Source organism: Clostridium sp. (assembly GCF_016650035.1).
Lineage (GTDB): Bacteria > Bacillota > Clostridia > Clostridiales > Clostridiaceae > Clostridium_AD.
Map to the genome: position 1 here is coordinate 1 of NZ_JAENWM010000068.1, position 21,673 is coordinate 21,673.

The following is a 21,673-nucleotide window of genomic DNA, read 5'->3' on the forward strand; positions in this document are numbered from 1 at the left end:
ACATGTCTCTAGGAGGGATTTTTCAAATTTTTACAGACTTGTCAAGCGTTTTATGCAGAAAAAATGGGGGAATCAACAAAAATTAATGATACTAGAAATGAGTAATCATAGGAGCTAATGAGTTTCCGTGAAAGCTCAAATATATTAAGGGAGTATAAGAATTTATACTCCCTTAATATATATTTATTGAAATAGTATTCTAAATAACAAAAATAACATTTTAATTATCTTTAAATATATTGCGTTTTATTGTACAATGTTATAGTAATTAATATAATGCGAAAAAAGGATGGAATATATGAAAAGAAAAAAAAGTAGGAGAAGTAAAAAAACAAATGTAAAAACATTAGTTTTGCTATTTATTATATTTGAATTAATTTTTACAACTATTACAGGCCCATTTATGGTCTATTATGGTCCTTTTAAAAATGTAAAAACTACAGTAGTTGGTGCAGCAATGACAACATTCACATTGCAATGGGTAGTAACATCATTTTTATCAGATGATAAAATAAATCAAATCATGAAGGAACAAGCAGTAGAAACTATAGTTCAAGTAGATGACATAGATTCGGGTATAAGGGTAGAAAATAAAAATGATAATAGTATTGAAAGATATGATATACAAGGAAAAAGATATAAAGGTTATGTACTAGTAATTAGTGACCCAACTAGGATAAAAGTAGGATATAGCAGTAAGCTTGGAGAGGAAGGACAATTAACTAGTGAAATTGCAAAAGCTAGTGGCGCAATTGCAGCGGTTAATGGTGGAGGGTTTGCAGATAATGTAGAAGGATCACTTTGGACAGGCACAGGAGCAAATCCAGCCGGAATTATAATGGCTAGTGGAAAAACTGTTTTCAATGATAGTGAAGATGAAAATTTAAAAAGAGATGTTGTTGCATTAACTAAAGCTGGAAAGCTTCTAGTTGGTCCTCATAGCATTAAAGAGATGGAAAAAAATGGAGTAACTGAAGCAGTATCTTTTGGACCAGCTTTAATAGTTAATGGAAAGAAAACTATAAACAATGGTGATGGTGGATGGGGTATAGCCCCTAGAACAGCTATAGCACAAAGAAATGATGGATCAATAATACTATTAGTTATTGATGGTAGACAGGTAAATAGTTTAGGTGCTACTTTAAGAGAGGTTCAAGACCTGTTATATGATGAGTATGGAGCTTATAATGCTACTAACTTAGATGGAGGGTCATCTTCTACATTGTTTTATAATGATGAAATTATAAACAGTCCTTGCGATAGCCTAGGAGAGAGATCTGTACCTTCGATTATATATGTAGAGAACAGAGAATTAGATATTTTAAATTAAAGGAGATATCGATATGAAATGGATGAAAAGAATAAGTATATGGATAATAGTATCTTTATCTATACAAGGGTTAGTTCTCTTTTATTTAAATCAGTATTTTTCAACTGTTGATTCTAAGGTGATTTCAAAAAAGGTTGAAGACGATAAAAGTGACAAAGTAAAGAATATAGATATTACAGTACCTGAAAATGCAGAAAATATATTAGTGTCCTATGATGCTAAATATTTAGCTTACTATGAAAATGAAAAATTAAGAATTGCTAATTGTAAAGATGGAAGCATTAAAAATATAGAGGTTGAAGAAGGAAATAAAATATCTTTTTATGAATGGCTTCCAGATAGAAATAGAATGCTTTTTGTAGAGAAAAAAAGCAATGATGAATCTGGTGATTTAGGATTATATTCTTATGATATATCAAAAGGCGAAAAAGTAAAGATTAAAGATTTAAAATGGGATGATACAACATCAGAAGTAGAAGATATACAGGTATCAATTTTAACAGGAGTTACTTACGTAAAGGGTTCAAATAGAGAAGGGGTAAGTAGTATATATAGATTTGACAGAATGGGAACTATGACAAAAGTTAATACAATACCTAAATTTGTGAGTAATATTGAATTAATTCGTCGTGAAGATAAATTAGTGTACGAGGGATTAGTTTATAATTCAATATATGTTACGGGTCGTGAGGAAGCTATAACTATTAAAGATGTAGACAAGCTAATGTTAATTGGTACTGATGATAATGATAATGTTTACCTTGGAGAATTAAAAGATAATATAACAAGCAAGATATATTATGGGCAAATATCAGATGATACTGATGAATGGAAAGATATTGATTTACAAGATCCATCTGAAAAAAAAGATTTATTTGTATCATCAGTAGGGAAAGTATATCAAAATGATTCCCTTAGAGGGGTAGTAAAAGAGATTAAGTCGGGGATTTTAACTAGTTATAAAGGAAAATTATTGCAGTTATATACTAAAGGTATAGTAACCTTAATAGGAAATAAAATATCTTTTGTTTATTTTAAGTAGTTATAACATATTAAGTTTAAACTATGCCAATGGCATAGTTTTTTGTAAATAATTAATTTTAAATAACTAGAAACTTTGTTATAATAGATATATTAGGTATTTAAAAAAACAGGATGTACTTCATACTAGCACGGCAGGAAAATAAGGAGGGGTAAATTTGGATTCACAACTAATATTAGAAAAGGTTTTACTGATACCAGCAATTTTAATAGCTTTTACTTTTCATGAGTTTGCACACGCTATTACAGCAGATAAATTGGGAGATAAAACACCTAGATTTCAGGGAAGGCTTACACTTAATCCGATTTCTCATATCGACCCAATGGGATTCATTTTAATTTTATTAGTAGGGTTTGGATGGGCAAAACCAGTTCAAACAAATCCAAGTGCCTATAAAAATTATTATAAAGATGATTTAAAAGTTTCACTTGCAGGTCCAATGGCTAATTTGATTTTAGGTTTTGTATTTGCAATTTTAGCTATGTTATTTTTAAAATTTTCACCGATTCAGGGTGCTTTAAATGGTATTATTATAAAAATATTAGCACTTACGGGGTCTATAAATTGTATGTTATTTTTTCTTAATTTAGTTCCAGTACCAGGTTTTGACGGATTTCATATACTAAGGGACTTATTTCCAAAGTTTTTCTACAATATTTCAGATTCAATTACTAGGTATCAATTTCTAATATTTATGGTCCTAATATTCCCTATATTACCCGGTGGAAACTCAGTTTTCACTTTCGTTGTAGGAATACCAGCATCAGCACTATTTTCCTTTTTCATAAATATTGCAGAGATGATTTAAATTGAAGGATGGATTATTCTCTATGAATTTTCTGTTTTAATTTATTGCATAAGTAATTACTGTCAAAGTGGAATGAATAATTCCACTTTTGCTATACCCATGGTTTTATCTTATATTTGCCTTAAGGTATCTTATTATATATTTAGTTAATCTATGACAATGTTGGACATGTCTTTTTTTGGAGCTCTTATGCAGCTAGAGGCGGCTAAACTTTTATTAGGTAGTTATATACCAAAATAAAAACTAATCATTCAGAGCGATATTAACGTACTACGTGAAGTTTCAAGCAAACTGTATATTTGTATTTCAGAGGGGACGGTTAGGAACTATAACTTCTATTTTAAGTAAGACAGGCTTAAAACATAGAACGCAAATTGCAATATACTATTTAAAAGGTGACTTTCTTTACTTCTTGAAGAGTCATTTTTTTGTACAATAGAAATATAAAAGGTGAAAATTATGAAGAGGTGTTATATATGAAAATAGTTAAAATTGAAGGACTTACTAAAAAAATTGGGGATGTAACAGCAGTAGACAATATAAGCTTAAATATTGAAGAAGGAGAAATTTACGGACTTTTAGGGCCTAATGGTGCAGGTAAGAGCACTATCATAAATATATTATGTGGACTACTGGCAATGGATAAAGGTAAAATTGAAATTTTAGGTAAAGATATTGGAAAAAGCAGTACCTATATTAAGCAAAACATTGGTGTGGTACCTCAAGAGATTGCTATTTATGAGGAGTTAACGACTTATGAAAACGTTAAATTCTTTGCTAGTCTTTACGGTTTGAAAGGCTCCGAACTTAAAGAAAGTGTAGAAGAAGCTTTAGAATTTGTAGGGCTTTTAGATAAGAAAAAACAATACCCGAAGAGTTTTTCAGGTGGAATGAAAAGACGGTTAAACATTGCATGCGCTATAGCCCATAGACCAAAGTTAATTATAATGGATGAACCAACAGTAGGAATTGATCCTCAATCAAGAAATCATATATTGCAATCTGTAAAAAAACTAAATTCACTAGGATGTACTATAATTTACACTACGCATTATATGGAAGAGGTAGAAACTATATGTAAAAATATAGCTATAATAGACCATGGAAAAGTAATTGCACAGGGGACCAAGGAAGAGCTCAATTTTCTTGTTACAGATATAAAATATATCACGGTTACGGTTGACGACATAGTAGAGGTTAATTTAGATGAACTTAAGGCAATAGCAGGAGTTGTAAAAATAGAAATTGATAATAACAAAATCAAAATACAAAGCAAAAGAGATGTTACTAATTTGGACAAGATAATAATTTTTTTCACTTCTAATAACATTTCTATTGTGAATATTGAAAACAAAAATCCTGATTTAGAGTCAGTATTTCTTACTCTAACTGGGAGGAAACTTAGAGATTAGGGTATTTAAGGCGGGGACGGTTAACAACTAATGTTTATTATACTAAAGGACAAGCGTCTCAGAAATCAAAAGAAATAGCTAACATTTAAAGCGATAAAGTTTATTTAGAATCAATCCTGTGATATAATAAGAAAGTAAATTTGACAAAATTAATTTTTAGAAACAAGGAGATAATTATATGCGCCTAAGAAAAAAATATTGGGCTAGACCAGAGCTAGACTCTAGCCAGATTGTGATAACAGACCAATATGCTCATAAAGGAAAATGGAATGAAATATTTAAGAATAATAATGAAATATATTTAGAAGTAGGTTGTGGTAAAGGTGGATTTATAGCAGAGAAGTCTAAGCAAAATCAAAATACTAATTTTATAGGTATAGATTTAAAAGATGAGGTACTAGTATTTGCCCTTAGAAAAGTATTAGATGTAAGAGAAATTGAAGATTCAGAACAAGTAAATGTAAGACTTATGCCATTAAACATAATGCTCATTGATGATGTGTTTGAAAAAGATGAGATAAGTAGAATTTATATAAATTTCTGTAATCCTTGGCCAAAAGAAAGGCATAACAAAAGAAGATTAACTCATACTAAATTCTTAACGAGTTATAAGAAATTCTTGAAGCCTGAATCTGAAGTTTGGTTTAAAACAGATAATACAGAGTTATTTGAAGAATCGGTAGAATACTTTAAAGAATGTGGATTTGAAATATTATTTTCAACCTATGATCTCCACAAAAGTGATTTTAAAGAGAATGTAGTTACAGAATACGAAGCTAAATTCTCAGAACTCGGTATGAAAACTATGTTTTTGCTGGCTAAGTTAATGTAAACAACCAATAGAGTTTTAAAATATAATAAAGTTATAAACAGAATTGTCCACACTAGAGCCGAAAATTTTGGTTTTAGTGTGGACAATTTTTATTTGTCTGTTCATTATTATGCAAGTGTCATAGTAAGAGGCCTTAGATAATATAATGGTTTAGAATGTATAAATATTATTGGCAAGGGGTTGAGTACTTAATGCTAGAAAATAAAAGAACTTATGATATTGAAATTATCTTAATAAAAACTCTAGGTATCATCATTATCTTACTATTGGGTATATATTTAATAAAGGGTACCTCCATTATTAAATTAGATTCAAGGGTTGTTAATGATTTTGCTACTATTTTCCTTAGTATAATACTCGAAGGTATCCCCTTTATTTTAATTGGAGCATTAGCTTCGTCTATAATTCAAATATTCGTATCAGAGGAAACAATCGCAAGAATAATGCCTAAGAACAAATTCCTAGGAGTATTTATTGCCTCACTAGTTGGTCTTGTTTTTCCAGTATGTGAATGTGCTATCGTTCCTATAACTAGAAGACTTATTAAGAAAGGGGTACCTCTAAGTATTGCAGTTACATTTATGCTATCTGTGCCGATAATGAATCCAGTGGTTTTATTATCAACACATTATGCTTTTATGGGAATGTCATATATGGTAATAGCAAGAGCTATGTTTGGTATGATTGGTGCTATAACAATAGGTGCTCTTATAGGGGTACTTCATAAAGATAGCCCGTTTAAAGTGAAAAAAGTCAAAAGGTCTAAGGAAAATATAATAAAAGCTAATAGTTCTTGTGGAAATCATACTGTGTTCATTCGCAAAAACGTAAATATTATTAAACATAATCATAGTCATTTAGATAAAAACCATGATAACTGTTCTTGCGGACATAATCATAAGCAAAGTAATATGCGTAATATGTTTATAAGAAATTTAGAAGATGTAATATCACATACAAGTGCAGAATTATATGATATAGGTAGATTTTTTATAATGGGTGTTTTCCTATCTACATGTATGCAAGTTTTTATACCAAAGGAATTTATTTTATCAATAGGTGGGGGAGTGTTATCATCCATAATAGTAATGATGGTATTAGCTTTTGTTTTATCAGTTTGTTCAGAAACAGATGCATTTATTGCTAGAAGTTTTTTAGGGCAATTTACCACTGGTTCAATTTTAGGGTTTTTAATATTAGGACCTATGATAGATATAAAAAATACCATTATGCTTTGTGGAAGCTTTAAAATAAATTTTGTAGCTAAACTTATTTTCCTTATAATTGCAATTTGCTTTATCTTAGCAGTAATAGCAAATATATTTCCTATTGAGCTTCTAAGCAAGGGGTTTGATTTGTAAAAATAAATAACAGGTATCTATTTAAAGAGATCTTCAAGGAGGAAAAGAGTGAAAAAGAAGTTAAATTTAAATGAATTAATATGGTTTTTTATACTCGTGGGTTTTACTTATTATTTTTATATGATTATAAGTACAAATAAAATAAATTTATACGTACACCCTAAAATGGTTAAATACGTAAAGTTCGCATTATATTTTTTTATTGTTCTGACTGTTGTCCAAGGAAAAAATATTTTTAGTATTAGAAAAAACAAAAGGTTAAAGATTGGGTTTATGATGTTTTTAATTCCAATTACTTTAGGATTTCTATTTAAATCTGAAGGATTGAGTGCTTATAATGTAATAAATAAAGGATTTTCACTAACCTCACAACTTAAAATTAATACCTTGAAGCATAAACATATAACGTTAGATGATGGAACAGAGCTATGTGAGCATAATGATGATGAATACAGTCATTTAGGTGACGACGATTATCTGTTGTTAGAGGAACCATTAGATAGTGTGGCAATAGTAAAAGGTGAAACTATAAGTATGACTAGTGAAAATTTTATGAATTTTTATGAGAATATATATGGAAAGCCATATGATTATGTTGGCAGAACTATTAATATAAAAGGGTTCATATATAAACAAAATGGACTTAACAAAGATGAATTTATATTGTCTAGAATTCTAGTAAGTTGTTGCACTGCAGATGCTCAGTTAGTTGGACTTTTGTGTGATTATTCAAAGGCAGAAGTATTAACTGAGGGCACTTGGGTAAATATAGAGGGGACACTGGAACAACATGAATATATAGATGATAAATATGCAGAAATTAATATGATTCCAATAATTAAAGTAAATAAAATAGAACAAATTGAGGTAGAGAATAATGAGTATATATATAATTAGAATAATGGTGACAGTTAGCTTAACTGTCACCACTAAGTCTTGTTATTTCAAATACCCTTCAGTAAATAAAAGCTCAGCTGTAAGTACTGCACCGCCAGCTGCCCCACGTAGTGTATTGTGAGATAGGCAAACAAATTTATAATCAAATAAAGTATCTGGGCGCAACCTTCCAATTGATACTCCCATGCCTTTTTCAATATTTCTATCTAGTCTAGATTGAGGTCTATCATTTTCCTCAAAGTAAGTTAAAAATTGCTCCGGAGCATTTGGAAGTTTTAAAAGTTGTGGTTTACCTTTGAAATTCGCCCAATGTTCTAAAATATCTTCTTTAGTTGGTTTAATTTCAAAGGAAACTGAAACTGTAGCTAAGTGACCATCTGACACAGGCACACGAATGCATTGAGCAGAAATTATAGGTTCTGTTGCATTAACGATCTTATTGTTCTCTATGTGCCCCCAAATTTTCATAGGTTCTTGCTCACTTTTTTCTTCTTCACCGCCGATATAAGGTATAACATTATCCAAAATTTCTGGCCAATCTGAAAATATCTTTCCAGAGCCTGATATTGCTTGATAAGTACAAACTGATATCTTTGTAGGCTTATATTCCATAAGTGCATTTATAGCTGGAACATAACTTTGAATAGAGCAATTAGGCTTAGCAACAATAAATCCTCTTTTGGTGCCTAAACGCTTACGTTGTACGTGGATTAATTCTAAATGCTCAGCATTTATTTCTGGAATGATCATTGGAACATCAGCAGAGCCGCGATGTGCAGAGTTATTTGATATCACTGGAGTTTCTGATTTTGCATATCTTTCTTCGATTTCTCTTATTTCGTTTGCAGGCATATTAACTGCGCAAAATACTAAATCTACTTCACTGCTTATTTCCTCTACTTGATTTACATTTTTTATTACTATATTTTTAATACTTTCAGGCATAGGCACGTCTAGTTTCCATCTGTTTTTTACTACGTCATAATAAGTTTTACCCACAGAATTCTCACTAGCGGCAATAACAGCTATCTCAAAATATGGGTGATCATGGAGAAGCGTAATAAGACGCTGACCAACAAACCCAGTTCCACCTAATAAACCTACTTTTAATTTTTTATTCATTGTATTAATACCCCCCGATTTAATAATATATATTTGTGATAGAATATAAGTACTACACTTATACTTATAAATAGTCTTATCCATATCATAAGGTTAATAATTATAATATTAATAAAAATTATAAAACCCATATAAGAATTTCTATTATAGTTGATTATAATGTTAAAAAGTATATACTTCAAGTATATAATTATATAGAATGGTTATGTGCAATAAATTTGTGGCATGATAATCCGGCTATAAGTGATATAATTTTTCTAAGATGAGTTTAAAAGGAATGGGGAATGAAGTTGTATAAAAATGATAAAGACAAATTAAAGCTATATGGATTCAACAATTTAACAAAGTCATTAAGTTTTAATATTTATGATGTTTGCTATACAAAAACTGAAGAAGATCGAAAAAAATATATAGAGTATATTGATGAGCAATACAATGCTGAGAGACTAACAAAAATTCTTACGGATGTTACTGAAATAATAGGGGCTAGTGTGTTAAATATTGCAAAGCAGGACTATGATCCTCAGGGTGCAAGTGTAACATTACTTATTTCAGAGGAAGAAATACCTTTATACTTGGTAGATTGTTCTTGTAATAGAGGGATTTTAACACCAATTCGTGAGAATATTGTGGGGCATTTAGATAAAAGTCATGTAACGGTACATACTTATCCTGAAAGTCATCCTCAAAATAATATAAGTACCTTTAGGGTAGATATAGATGTAGCAACTTGTGGGACCATATCACCATTAAAGGCTCTAAATCACTTAATAGCTAGCTTTGATTCGGATATTATTACTATTGATTATAGGGTTAGAGGTTTTACTAGAGACATTGATGGTAAAAAACATTTTATAGACCATAAGATTAGTTCCATCCAAAATTACATTACTAAAGAAACCAAAGATAAATATAGCTTAATCGATATGAATATATATCAATCTAATATATTTCATACAAAAATGAAGTTAAACGAATTAGAGCTTCCTAATTATCTCTTTGAGATTAAAGAAGAAGATTTAAGTGAAGATGAAAGATGTGATATTATACAAAAGTTAGAAAAAGAAATGATAGAAATATTTTATGGCATGGACATTCCAAATTAGTAACTGAAATAGCATGTATACTTTTATAAAACGTAAGAATAGAAAATTGATAAAGACTTCAGAAGGAAATTTATATTTCTAATGAAGTTTTCTTTTTTTATATAATAAGTTTATAGCAGAATATACATATGAAAAAATTACATATTTTTCATTTTATTATTATTTTTATCCATTTATATGGTATAATTTAATCGTATATTATAAATATTCTAACAAATTAAATTTATAAATTTAATTTTCAGAAATTAGAATATAAAATCGTATAAATATTAAAAAAAAATTTAGTAAGTAAGCTGCATTAGTACAGTGGTAGAAAGGAGAAAACTAGCATGATAAAAAAAGAATTAATAGCTATGATATTGGCAGGGGGTCAAGGATCAAGACTCAAACAATTAACAAAAATGATAGCAAAACCTGCAGTTCCCTTTGGAGGAAAGTACAGAATTATAGATTTTTCTTTAAGTAACTGTTCACACTCCGATATAGACACTGTAGGAGTTCTTACTCAATATCAACCTTTGGCTTTAAACGCTCATATAGGAATAGGTACTCCTTGGGATCTAGACCGAAGGAATGGAGGAGTTACCATGCTCGCCCCTTACCAAAGTGAGGACGGGGGGAATTGGTATAATGGCACAGCAGATGCTATTTACCAAAATACAAATTATATTGATAGTTATGATCCGGAATATGTGCTTATTTTATCAGGAGACCATATTTATAAAATGGATTACACAAAAATGCTCGATTATCATAAAGAAAAAGGCGCTGATGTTACTATTGCAGTACTAGAAGTGCCGTTAGAAGAGGCCTATAGATTTGGGATGATGAATACTCGAAAAGATAGTAGTATCTATGAATTTGATGAAAAACCAACAAAACCTAAAAGTAATTTAGCATCTATGGGAGTTTATATATTTAATTGGGCTGCTCTTAAGCAATTATTGAAAGAGGATAACCTTGATAAAAATTCCAGTAATGACTTTGGAAAAAATATAATACCAAAAATGATAACTAATAATCAGAAGCTATATGCGTATCCGTTCAAAGGATATTGGAGAGATGTAGGTACTATTGATAGTTTTTGGGCAGCTAATATGGATATGTTAGCTGATGATAATGAACTCAATATATACGATAGTCAATGGAAAATATATTCAGTTAATCCAATGTTACCACCACAATATATAGGACCTCAGGCGAAGATTAATAATGCGATGCTCAATGAGGGTTGTACTGTATTTGGAGAAGTAAATAATTGTGTGCTATTTCATGGTGTGCATGTAGGCAAAAATACTAAAATAACTAATTCAGTTATTCTACCTAATACTAAAATAGGAAATAATGTAATTATAGATAAGGCTATTATAGGAAGCAATGTTACCATAAGACGTAACTCTTGTATTGGTAATGGAGAAGACATTATTGTTATAGAAGAAGGAAAAGAGGTTAAAGCTGATTCTAGAATATCAACTAACTAAATTATAAAAATAACTAAATTATAAAAATAACGGGGTGCTAGTATGCTTAATAATTATATAGGAATATTAACGTTAAACGAGGACGAAGAGAATATTAAAAGTCTTACTAAAACAAGACCTATAGCATCAATACCTATAGGTGGAAGGTACAGAGTTATTGATTTTGTACTTTCAAATATGGTTAATTCGGGTATTTATAATATAGGTATTTTCACTAATACAAAATCTAGATCTTTGGTGGATCATTTGGGTTCAGGTAAACCTTGGGATTTAGATAGAAAAATAAATGGTTTGTTTTTATTCAATTTTGTCTCAGAAAGGTCGCGTACAGGAGATATAGATATATTAAGTGATAATATGGAATACATTTATAGAACCAAGCAAGATTACGTAATTATATCTTCTTCATATATGATTTGTAATATTGATTACAATGAGGCAGCTAAGTATCATGAGGAATCTGGTTCTGATATAACCTTATTGTATAAAAAAACAAATAATGGGAAAAAACATTATTTGGATGCTAACACATTATATATTGATGAGGAAAACAAAGTTCTCAGCATTGGTAAAAACAAGGGAGCAGAGGATAAACTAAATATATCTATGGAAGCGTTTATCATGAAAAAATCCACTTTAATAAGCATTATAAACAATTGCGTTCAGACGGGGTCTCATAATTCAATAAAAAATGCAATATACGATAGTGTTAAAGAATATAATGTAAATGGATATGAGTTTAAAGGGTACCTTAAATGTGTGAATTCTGTAAAAAATTACTATAAAATCAGTATGGATATGTTAAATTCTAAGGTAACAAAGGAATTATTTTTTAGCAATGGATTAATCTATACTAAGATTAAGGATGAGGCTCCTACTAAATATTTTGATGGATCCAATGTTAATAATTCATTGATTTCTAATGGATGTATTTTGAAAGGAGATATTGAGAATAGCGTAATTTCAAGAAGGGTAACAGTTCAGGAAGGTGTAGAAATAAAAAATTGTATAATTTTTCAAAATTGTGTAATTAAAAAAGGATGTAAACTTACGAATGTTATAATTGACAAAAATACAATCTTAAATGAAAATACTGTTTTAAAGGGAGCTATAGAGTTTCCAGTTGTTATCGAAAAGAAAATTCGATTATAATAATTAATAAGATTGAGGGAGGTTTAGTATGAAAGTATTATTTGTAGCTTCTGAGGCTTATCCTTTTATAAAAACTGGGGGACTAGGAGATGTAGCGTATGCATTGCCTAAAGCACTAAGAAAGCTTGGAATTGATGCAAGAGTAATTATACCTAAATATAGTGGTATTCCATTGTTATTTAAAAATTGCATGGAAACAATTGCTAGTTTTAATGTTACTGTTGGATGGAGAAATCAATACTGTGGATTACAATATTTATCATATGATGATATACCTTTTTATTTTGTGGATAATGAGGATTATTTTAAAAGATATGAAACATATGGATGTTATGATGATGGTGAGAGATTTTCTTATTTTTCAAAAGCAGTCCTTGAATCTATAAAATACATGGGCGATTTTGTACCAGATATAATTCATTGTAATGATTGGCATTGTGGAATTGTTCCAGCACTACTTAAAGAAAACTATAGTGAAGACGAAAGGTACAATAAAATCAGAAGTGTCTTTACTATACATAATTTGAAGTATCAAGGAATATTTTCAAATGAAATATTAGGCGAGTTATTAAATTTGGATGATAAATATTTTTCGGATGATGCCTTAAAATTTTATGATGCAGTATCCTTTATGAAGGGTGGAATTGTTTTCGCAGACGCAGTAACTACTGTGAGTAAGACTTATTCAGAAGAAATACAGACACCATTTTATGGGGAATCTCTACATGGATTATTATCTTTAAAATCCGAAAATCTATATGGAATAGTAAATGGTATAGATTATGATTTATATGATCCTAAAGTGGATAAAAAAATCTTCTGTAATTATGATGTAGAAAGTAGAAATCTGAAAGTTGAAAACAAATTATATCTTCAAGAAAAATTAGGTTTTACAGTAAATAAAGATATACCAATGATAGGTATTGTAAGTAGATTAGTAAAGCAAAAGGGCTTAGATTTAATTGTACTTAAACTTCAAGAGTTACTTAGCCTTCCTATTCAAATAGTATTACTTGGAAATGGTGACAAATATTATGAGGATATATTCCAGCATTACGCTTCCATATACCCAAGTAGGATATCGACAAACGTTGTTTTTGATGAGCGTCTAGCACAGCAAATATATGCTGGCTCTGATATGTTTTTGATGCCGTCATTATTTGAACCTTGTGGTATTGGTCAACTTATAGCATTGAAATATGGAAATATCCCAATTGTAAGGGAAACTGGTGGGTTAAAAGACACCATTATTTCATATAATAAATATACTGGTGAGGGTAATGGTTTTTCTTTTACAAATTATAATAGTAATGATTTACTAGATGCTATAAATAAAGCTCTAGATTTATATAATGACAAAGAAGCCTGGGATAAATTAGTTCAAAACGCCATGCTTTCAAACAATAGTTGGGAAAGTTCAGCTAAAAACTATATAGAGTTATATAATAATATAAAAAAATAGTTTTTATGCATTTTAAATTTACAAATTTGCTAGGTGGTGAATGTTGTGGTTATTGATAAAAAAACTTTTAAAGTAGATTATATAAGAAAATTGCAAAATATGTTTGCAGAAGAGGCTGGAGATGCATCTACGCTACATCAATACTTTGCTTTAGGAGAATTAATTAAAGATTATTTCTCTAAACCCTGGATTGAAAGCAATAAAGAGTATGGGAAAAATAATGGAAAACAAGTGTATTATTTTTCTATGGAATTCTTAATCGGTAAATTATTAAATAGTAATTTAGTTAATTTGGGTATAAAGAATATATGCGAAAAGGCACTTAGCGAGCTGGGAATTAGTTTGAAAGACATGGAGAGTGTAGAAGTAGATGCAGGCCTTGGCAATGGAGGGCTTGGAAGACTAGCAGCGTGTTTTTTAGATTCAATGGCATCTACCCAGATACCGGGGCATGGTTGCGGTATAAGGTATAAGTATGGATTATTTAAACAGAATATAGAGGATGGTTATCAAGTTGAAGTTCCAGATAATTGGCTAAAATATAGAAATGTATGGGAAATAAGAAAAGAAAATAAGGCTGTAGAAGTGAGATTTTCAGGTAATGTATATTTAAATGAACAGGATGGGAAAATGAAAGTTATCCATGAAGATTATGAATCGGTAAGAGCAATTCCTTATGATACTCCAATAAAAGGATATGATAATAATACGGTAAATACTTTAAGGCTTTGGAGTGCAGAAACTATGGAAGAAGATTTTGATTTTTCTTCATTTAGTCAAGGGAATTATGCAAAAGCTGGTGAGGATAAATATTCAGCGGAGGCTATTTCACAAATTTTGTATCCAGATGATAGCTACGAAAAAGGTAAATTACTAAGACTTAAACAAGAGTACTTTTTGGTAAGTGCTGGACTTCAAAGTATTCTAAAAGGTTATAAAAAGACTCGGCTTTCGGTTAAGGAGTTTCATAAACATGTGGCGGTACAGATAAACGACACTCACCCGGCAGTAGCTGTGGCTGAACTAATGAGACTTTTAATGGATGAAGAAAATATGTATTGGGATGACGCATGGGAGATTACAACTAAAACTATGGCATATACTAACCATACAATTATGTCAGAGGCCCTAGAGAAATGGCCTGTAGAAATGTTTAAAAAATTACTTCCACGCTCATATATGATTATAGAAGAAATAAATAGGCGCTTTTGTAATGAAGTTTACCATAGGTACAATGGGGATTGGAATAAAGTAAATAAATTATCTATTATACATGGGGGATACATCAGGATGGCATATCTAGCTATTGTAGGGAGTCATTCCGTTAATGGTGTTGCAAAACTTCACACAGAATTATTAAAGCACCAAGAATTGGTGGATTTTTATGAATTTTATCCAGAAAAATTCAATAATAAAACTAATGGAATAACTCATAGAAGATGGCTATTAAATTCCAACCAAGAGCTAGCAAATCTTATAACAGAAACTATAGGCGACAAGTGGATAAAGTCCCCTAATAATCTTATTAAATTAATGGATTATACAAAGAATACTGCTTTTCAAGACAAGACATACAATATAAAAATAAATAATAAGATAAATTTTTCGAACTTCTTAACAACTAACTATGGTATTTCGGTGGATCCTAATTCTATATTTGATGTTCAAGTGAAGAGGCTACATGCATATAAAAGACAACTTTTAAATGTATTCCATATAATGCATCTATATAATCAGCTTCGAGAAAATCACAATCTAGATATAGTTCCAAGAACTTTTATATTCGGTGCGAAAGCTTCACCAAGTTATTATATAGCAAAACAAACTATTAAACTTATAAACACTCTAGCAAAGAAGATAAACAATGATCCTATTGCTAAAGATAAACTAAAAATAGTATTTCTTGAAAACTATGGGGTGTCACTAGCTGAAAAAATTATTCCTTGTGCTGATGTTAGTGAACAGATATCTACTGCATCTAAGGAAGCCTCAGGAACGGGTAATATGAAATTCATGATGAATGGAGCTATAACAGTAGCGACTTTAGACGGGGCCAACGTAGAAATATTTGAAGCGGTGGGAAAAGAAAATATTGTATTATTCGGATTAACATCAGAAGAGGTAATAGAATATTACAAGAATAGAAGTTATAGCGCTAATGATATTTATCAGAGAGATGAAAGATTAAAGAATATAGTAGACCAAACAATAAATGGGTTTTTAGAAACTCCTAGAATGGAGTTTATGAGTATATACGATAGTTTATTAAGTAACAATGATGAGTTTTTTGTACTTAAAGATTTTGATGCTTATGTAAATGCTCAAAGTGAAATTGATAGATTATATAGACAGAAATCTACATGGCAACAAATGTCAATTACGAATATAGCTAACTCAGGGATATTTTCTAGTGATAACACCATAAAGCGTTATGCTAAAGAAATTTGGACCACACCTTCTGTTAGTATAAAACTATAATTAATAATCATATAGAAAAACGTACTGGATAATTGTCCAGTATATTTTTTTGCGGTTATAGTCTAAATAGTAAAAAAATATGAGGATTCAGTGAAAAAATGTGTTGATTTAGTAAAAAAAGTGTTGTAATATTATTATAAAGAATTAACACGAACATTTGTAAGTATGTAAAACTTAATATTCGTAAACTCATATATGCTTAGAAATATGGACTAAGCGTTTCTACTAAGTAGCCGTAAAATACTTGACTATGGGTGTTTTAATAAAGAAATAAAATAATTATGTGAATAGTTATTTTTATTAATGATTTTTATTATAAACTCCCTATTATTTAGGGAGTTTTTTAGTGCTCAAATCTTAAAAATAAAGGAGAATATTATGGAAACGTTAAAGAATAAGATATTAACAGAAGGAACAGTAATAGGTAGCGAAATCTTAAAGGTTGATAGTTTTTTGAATCATCAAATTGATATAGAGCTATTTAATGAAATTGGGAAGGAATTTAAGGAAAGATTTGAAAGCGTGGAAATCACAAAGATACTTACAGTTGAAGCATCGGGTATAGGAATAGCATGTATTGTGTCACAATACTTTGGCAACGTTCCTGTGGTTTTTGCAAAAAAACATGAAGCAGCTAATTTGGATGGAGATACTTATGAATCTGATGTGTTTTCCTTTACGAAAAACAAGAATTATAAAATAAGAACCAGTAAAAAGTACATAAATTCAGAAGATAAAATTTTGATAATTGATGATTTCTTAGCAAATGGGAATGCAGCAATGGGACTTATAGAGATTGCACGTCAGGCTAAGGCCTTAGTTGTAGGTGTGGGAATTGTAATTGAAAAAGCATTTCAAGATGGGAGAGCTCGTATAGAAAAAGAGGGAGTTAGAGTAGAGTCACTGGCAATTGTAAAATCTATACAAGATAATAATATAGTTTTTAAGGAATAGGGGAGCTATTAAACTGATTAGAAAGAATTTTAGCACTCTAATCCTTATGTTAGAAAAGATGATAAATAACTATAAAGATTGTATGGTAATAAAATACTATGCAATTTTTTTTTATAATATTTGAAAAAATACTAACTATACCCATTAAACTAGTTCTATTTTTCAATTAAATGTTAATAATATCGACTAATTATCATTTAATTACACTAATTTAGTAGTTAAGGTTTAAATATGGTGCGTTTTAATATATAATAGAAAGGGTGAGTAATTAAAATAAACTATAAAAAATTTTTCACTTCTAAAAATGAAGCAAATAGTATTAAATGTGCTTAAATAACATAATATAGATAAGAGAGTTTAGAGTGGTAAGAGTGTTGCTATTCCAAAACTTTGCATTATATTGTTATCTATCACAAAATAATACCATTTAAAATTAAAACAAGGCTTACATCCATTACCCTAAAAGGATACTGGTTTTACGTCTAAGTTTATAAAGAAACAAAACCTAGTTTTAAAATAATTACGCAATAGAAGGAGAGTATGTATATGACAACAGATAATAAAGAAGAAGTTTCAATGAATGATGTAATGGGTAATATAGAAGAATCTATGGTGAAAATTAACAGTGGAGACATTGTACGTGGAACTGTAATTTCTGTAAATGAAGAGGAAGTTCATGTTAACATAGGTTATATGACAGATGGAGTTATAGCAAAAGAGGAAATGTCAAATGAAAAAGAGATAAATCCTGTAGATGTTGTAAAGGTTGATGATGAAATTTTTGTCTACATAATGAAAATTAATGACGGAGAAGGCAATGTTCTTTTATCTAAAAAAAGAGCAGATAGCGTTAAAGTTTGGGATGAATTTAAAGAAATATTAGATGAAAATAAAACTTTAGAGGTAACTGTTAGTGATATAGTTAAAGGAGGAGCTACAGCTTATATTAAAGGAGTTAGAGCATTTATACCTGCATCACAAATGTCAGATGCTTATATAGAAAATCTACAAGACTTTAAAGGAAAAACACTAGAAGTTAAAATAATTGAATTAGATCTAGAAAAGAAAAATATAGTTTTATCTAGAAAAGTAATAGAAAAAATTGAAAATGAAGCAAAAAAAGATATAGTTTGGAATGAACTTAAAAAAGGCGAAAAGAGAACTGGTGTTGTAACAAGACTTGCTAAATTTGGCGCTTTTGTAGATTTAGGTGGCATTGATGGTCTTATTCATGTTTCAGATTTATCTTGGAAAAGAGTTCAAGATCCATCAGAAATAGTATCAGTTGGAGAGGAAGTAGAAGTTAAAGTTTTAGATTTTGATAAAGAAAAGGGAAGAATATCTCTAAGTTTTAAATCAGAAGAGGGAAATCCTTGGAGTAATATATCAAGCAAATATAAGACTAATGATATAGTAGATGGAACAGTTGTAAAAATAATGGATTTCGGTGCTTTTGTTCAACTTGCATCAGGAGTAGAAGGTTTAGTTCATATTTCAGAAATATCAGAAGACCGTATAACAAATGTTTCTGATGTATTAAAAGCTGGAGATATTGTGAAAGTTAAAATTGGTGATATAAATGAAAAAGATAGAAGAATAAGCTTAAGCATTAAAGAAGCAGCTGATAAAGGATTTGGAGATTTAGAAAAATTCAATCAAAATGAAGAAGGCATGACTTTAGGAGATTTATTTAAAGATAAATTTAAAGATTTTAAATTTTAATGTCTATTAGATAACAAAATAACTAGTAATTATTTTGTAACTAAAAACACCATATGGAGGGTAGATTATTGTTAAAGTGTGAAATCTGTGGAAATCCAGCTGATAAACATCATATAGTTTATAAAAGTAAGGGAGGTATAGAATTTCCACTTAACTTTAGATACCTTTGTTCCAAGCATCATAGAGGAAAATTCGGACCTCATAAAAATAGAAGATTAGATTTAGAATATAAGCTCAATATGCAGAAAAAACTTGGGGATATTTTAATAAATGAATTTTATAATATTGAGGAATTAGTACAACTTCTTAATATAAATAGGGGTATTATTATAAGGATTTTAAAGCAATATAAGTTAAATGATAAAGGCTTTAGAAAAGTGGACATTATTTTTAAGCTTATGGGAAGTAAAAAATATGATGAGAAAATGCTTTTAGAAGTAGAATCTGAAAAAATTAAAATTTAGTATGAAAGTTAAAAGCTATATGAGACAATATTGTCTCATATAGCTTTTGTTTTTTTAAAATAGCCATTCAATTTAACTTAGTTAAATAATACCTGTAGAGTATAATAATATTATTAATATAGAAATAGGAGCAACGTATTTTATTATGAGGGTATATAGTAATTCAAATTTAAATGTATATAATCCATCACTTGTAATTTCTTTAACTGCATTTTTACTTCCCCAAACCCAACCAACAAAAATACATATAAGTATTCCAGCAACAGGTAAGAAAATATTAGAGGCAATAAAATCGAAAAGATCAAAGAAGTTTTTTCCTAATATCTTAACATCGCTCCAAATTCCAAAGGATAGTGTGCTAGGAATTGACAGTGCAAAAATTACTAAAGAAATTAAAATAGTACATTTCTTTCTTCCAACATTGAATTTCTCTGTAAAGAAAGTTACTATAACCTCTAAAAGAGAAATTGTTGAAGTTATAGCGGCAATACCTATTAAGAGGAAGAATAAAGTTTCAAAAATTCCACCAAAAGGCATAGCCTTAAATACAGCAGGAAGAGTTATGAATATTAAAGATGGTCCCGAGGTTGGTTCAAATCCATATGCAAATACTGCTGGAAAAATAACCAATCCTGCCATTAAAGCAATTAATGTATCAGCAATAGTAACTTGAACTGCCAAGGAGAAAATATTTACTTTTTTATCAACATAGCTTCCATAAGTTAGAATTATACCCATGCCTAAGCTAAGTGAATAAAAAGCATGCCCCAAAGCTTCCAACACTCCTTTAGTAGTTAGTAGTGAGAAATCTGGCTTAAACAAAAATGCAACTCCTTTTGAAGCTCCATCTAAGGTGAGAGATCTGAACATTAATATAATTATTATGATAACTAATAATGGCATTAAAATCTTGCTATACTTTTCAACTCCGCTTTTAACTCCTAAGATTACAATTATAGATGTTATTGCTAAAACTAAAAAAGTCCAAAATAGTGGTTCTATTGGGTTACTAACAATAGTATCAAAGTAATCGCTTAACTTATCTGGGGCTACAGTTATTAAATTACCTGTAACAGATCTACCTATGTAAGAAAAAACCCACCCTGCAATTATAGAATAAAAGGATAATATTATGAATGCAGTAGAAACAGATAAAGCACCTGCTAAGAACCAAGGCTTTTTAGGCTCAATTTTTTCAAATGCGGCTACGGCATTAACTTGAGCTTTTCGTCCTAAAACGAATTCTGATAACATTACAGGAAGACCTATTAAGAGTATACATGCTAGATAAACTAAAATAAAAGCAGCACCTCCATTTTTGCCAGTAATATAAGGGAATTTCCATATGTTGCCTAGTCCTACAGCTGAGCCGGCGGCAGCAGCTAAAAGACCGAATTTTGAACTGAATTTATCTCTTTTCATTGTTAAGGCTCCTTTCATTTGTGAACATTATCTTTGGATTTTGAAGAATTTTAATAACTTTAAAACTTGATAAATATATAAATTTCAAAAATGTAAATATAATAAAATGAAAGGAAAATAAAAAAAACTTTCATCCCTATGAATATATTAATATATTCATAGGAACGAAAGATTATATTCTTCGTGGTACCACCCTAATTTGTAACTTATTCAATTACCTCATTATTGATTTTAATGTAAATTACATAATTCACTTAAACTCTTCTCATATAACGGTGATAACCGACCTCATCTACAGAATTAATCTTTGAAAAAGGTACTCAGGAGTGATTAATATATATCAATTTTAACACTAACTTTCATCAAATATTAGCTCTCTGTGGATAAAATTTTGATATTTTTATCTCCGTCTTCATTTTTGAAATATTTTATTTTGAACTTGTGATTATTATATATATATAACTTGCAAATGTCAACGTATTTAATTAATTATATGATCCGTTTATGATAATGTCTTAGTATACCGTTTTTGATTATGTCCCAAACATACAAAAATATAGTGTAGAATATACCTCATAAGATTGTACAAATGGGGTGTTGATAATCAGAAAGGTAGATTTAAATATGA

At 29.6% G+C, this 21,673-nt stretch carries 17 protein-coding genes and 1 riboswitch; of the genes, 15 read left to right on the forward strand and 2 right to left on the reverse strand.

Annotated features, from left to right (window positions below):
* Positions 1-289: 289 nt before the first annotated feature.
* The 7 genes from JJD95_RS14655 (at position 290) to JJD95_RS14685 (ending at position 7,682) form a co-directional block, all read left to right on the forward strand.
* Positions 290-1,330 carry a phosphodiester glycosidase family protein gene (locus JJD95_RS14655; RefSeq protein ID WP_291643768.1) on the forward strand — a complete coding sequence of 347 codons (1,041 nt, stop codon included), beginning with the start codon at positions 290-292 and terminating at the stop codon, positions 1,328-1,330.
* A gap of 13 nt (positions 1,331-1,343) precedes the next feature.
* Positions 1,344-2,372 carry a hypothetical protein gene (locus JJD95_RS14660; protein WP_291643769.1) on the forward strand — a complete coding sequence of 343 codons (1,029 nt, stop codon included), beginning with the start codon at positions 1,344-1,346 and terminating at the stop codon, positions 2,370-2,372.
* Positions 2,373-2,529: 157 nt separating this feature from the next.
* Entirely contained in the window at positions 2,530-3,180 is a 651-nt protein-coding gene (locus JJD95_RS14665) for a site-2 protease family protein (protein WP_291643770.1), read from the forward strand.
* Between the two features lie 476 nt (positions 3,181-3,656).
* On the forward strand, positions 3,657-4,592 hold the full coding sequence (locus JJD95_RS14670; protein WP_291643771.1) for an ABC transporter ATP-binding protein: 936 nt from the start codon (positions 3,657-3,659) through the stop codon (positions 4,590-4,592).
* A gap of 178 nt (positions 4,593-4,770) precedes the next feature.
* Entirely contained in the window at positions 4,771-5,424 is a 654-nt protein-coding gene (gene trmB, locus JJD95_RS14675; RefSeq protein WP_291643772.1) for a tRNA (guanosine(46)-N7)-methyltransferase TrmB, read from the forward strand.
* Between the two features lie 191 nt (positions 5,425-5,615).
* Positions 5,616-6,785, forward strand: coding sequence for a permease (locus tag JJD95_RS14680; RefSeq protein ID WP_291643773.1), 1,170 nt, complete (start codon positions 5,616-5,618; stop codon positions 6,783-6,785).
* Between the two features lie 48 nt (positions 6,786-6,833).
* The gene (locus JJD95_RS14685) at positions 6,834-7,682 is read left to right on the forward strand and encodes a TIGR03943 family protein (protein ID WP_291643774.1); all 849 of its coding nucleotides are present in this window, start codon (positions 6,834-6,836) and stop codon (positions 7,680-7,682) included.
* A gap of 42 nt (positions 7,683-7,724) precedes the next feature.
* Here the strand turns inward: JJD95_RS14685 and asd are convergent, their stop codons facing one another.
* Positions 7,725-8,804 carry an aspartate-semialdehyde dehydrogenase gene (gene asd / locus JJD95_RS14690; RefSeq protein ID WP_291643775.1) on the reverse strand — a complete coding sequence of 360 codons (1,080 nt, stop codon included), beginning with the start codon at positions 8,802-8,804 and terminating at the stop codon, positions 7,725-7,727.
* A gap of 284 nt (positions 8,805-9,088) precedes the next feature.
* Between asd and speD the strand changes: the two genes are divergently transcribed.
* The 8 genes from speD (at position 9,089) to JJD95_RS14730 (ending at position 19,623) form a co-directional block, all read left to right on the forward strand.
* Positions 9,089-9,910, forward strand: coding sequence for an adenosylmethionine decarboxylase (gene speD / locus JJD95_RS14695; RefSeq protein WP_291643776.1), 822 nt, complete (start codon positions 9,089-9,091; stop codon positions 9,908-9,910).
* A 329-nt stretch (positions 9,911-10,239) separates the two neighbouring features.
* Complete coding sequence (locus JJD95_RS14700) at positions 10,240-11,391, forward strand: glucose-1-phosphate adenylyltransferase (protein ID WP_291643777.1); 1,152 nt, start codon at positions 10,240-10,242, stop codon at positions 11,389-11,391.
* 42 nt (positions 11,392-11,433) lie between these two features.
* Positions 11,434-12,543 carry a glucose-1-phosphate adenylyltransferase subunit GlgD gene (gene glgD / locus JJD95_RS14705; RefSeq protein ID WP_291643778.1) on the forward strand — a complete coding sequence of 370 codons (1,110 nt, stop codon included), beginning with the start codon at positions 11,434-11,436 and terminating at the stop codon, positions 12,541-12,543.
* A gap of 28 nt (positions 12,544-12,571) precedes the next feature.
* Positions 12,572-14,005 (forward strand): glycogen synthase GlgA, encoded by a 1,434-nt coding sequence (glgA, locus tag JJD95_RS14710; RefSeq protein ID WP_291643779.1) that lies wholly within the window; start codon positions 12,572-12,574, stop codon positions 14,003-14,005.
* 45 nt (positions 14,006-14,050) lie between these two features.
* On the forward strand, positions 14,051-16,483 hold the full coding sequence (locus JJD95_RS14715) for a glycogen/starch/alpha-glucan phosphorylase (protein ID WP_291643780.1): 2,433 nt from the start codon (positions 14,051-14,053) through the stop codon (positions 16,481-16,483).
* A gap of 169 nt (positions 16,484-16,652) precedes the next feature.
* Positions 16,653-16,754, forward strand: a riboswitch (purine riboswitch).
* 107 nt (positions 16,755-16,861) lie between these two features.
* On the forward strand, positions 16,862-17,437 hold the full coding sequence (locus JJD95_RS14720; RefSeq protein WP_291643781.1) for a xanthine phosphoribosyltransferase: 576 nt from the start codon (positions 16,862-16,864) through the stop codon (positions 17,435-17,437).
* A 546-nt stretch (positions 17,438-17,983) separates the two neighbouring features.
* Positions 17,984-19,159 carry a 30S ribosomal protein S1 gene (gene rpsA / locus JJD95_RS14725; protein ID WP_291643782.1) on the forward strand — a complete coding sequence of 392 codons (1,176 nt, stop codon included), beginning with the start codon at positions 17,984-17,986 and terminating at the stop codon, positions 19,157-19,159.
* A gap of 68 nt (positions 19,160-19,227) precedes the next feature.
* Positions 19,228-19,623, forward strand: a complete 396-nt coding sequence (locus JJD95_RS14730; RefSeq protein WP_291643783.1) for an HNH endonuclease — start codon at positions 19,228-19,230, stop codon at positions 19,621-19,623.
* Between the two features lie 81 nt (positions 19,624-19,704).
* On the opposite strand, the gene JJD95_RS14735 is transcribed toward JJD95_RS14730, so the two are convergent.
* On the reverse strand, positions 19,705-21,045 hold the full coding sequence (locus JJD95_RS14735) for a sodium-dependent transporter (protein WP_291643784.1): 1,341 nt from the start codon (positions 21,043-21,045) through the stop codon (positions 19,705-19,707).
* Between the last annotated feature and the right edge of the window lie 628 nt (positions 21,046-21,673).

Excerpts from the sequence above, each read along its gene's own strand:
- JJD95_RS14655 (WP_291643768.1), top strand. The coding sequence starts at position 290 with ATGGAATATATGAAAAGAAAAAAAAGTAGGAGAAGTAAAAAAACAAAT.
- JJD95_RS14660 (WP_291643769.1), top strand. The coding sequence starts at position 1,344 with ATGAAATGGATGAAAAGAATAAGTATATGGATAATAGTATCTTTATCT.
- JJD95_RS14670 (WP_291643771.1), top strand. The coding sequence starts at position 3,657 with ATGAAAATAGTTAAAATTGAAGGACTTACTAAAAAAATTGGGGATGTA.
- trmB (WP_291643772.1), top strand. The coding sequence starts at position 4,771 with ATGCGCCTAAGAAAAAAATATTGGGCTAGACCAGAGCTAGACTCTAGC.
- JJD95_RS14680 (WP_291643773.1), top strand. The coding sequence starts at position 5,616 with ATGCTAGAAAATAAAAGAACTTATGATATTGAAATTATCTTAATAAAA.
- asd (WP_291643775.1), bottom strand. The coding sequence starts at position 8,804 with ATGAATAAAAAATTAAAAGTAGGTTTATTAGGTGGAACTGGGTTTGTT.
- speD (WP_291643776.1), top strand. The coding sequence starts at position 9,089 with ATGAAGTTGTATAAAAATGATAAAGACAAATTAAAGCTATATGGATTC.
- JJD95_RS14700 (WP_291643777.1), top strand. The coding sequence starts at position 10,240 with ATGATAAAAAAAGAATTAATAGCTATGATATTGGCAGGGGGTCAAGGA.
- glgD (WP_291643778.1), top strand. The coding sequence starts at position 11,434 with ATGCTTAATAATTATATAGGAATATTAACGTTAAACGAGGACGAAGAG.
- glgA (WP_291643779.1), top strand. The coding sequence starts at position 12,572 with ATGAAAGTATTATTTGTAGCTTCTGAGGCTTATCCTTTTATAAAAACT.
- JJD95_RS14720 (WP_291643781.1), top strand. The coding sequence starts at position 16,862 with ATGGAAACGTTAAAGAATAAGATATTAACAGAAGGAACAGTAATAGGT.
- rpsA (WP_291643782.1), top strand. The coding sequence starts at position 17,984 with ATGACAACAGATAATAAAGAAGAAGTTTCAATGAATGATGTAATGGGT.
- JJD95_RS14735 (WP_291643784.1), bottom strand. The coding sequence starts at position 21,045 with ATGAAAAGAGATAAATTCAGTTCAAAATTCGGTCTTTTAGCTGCTGCC.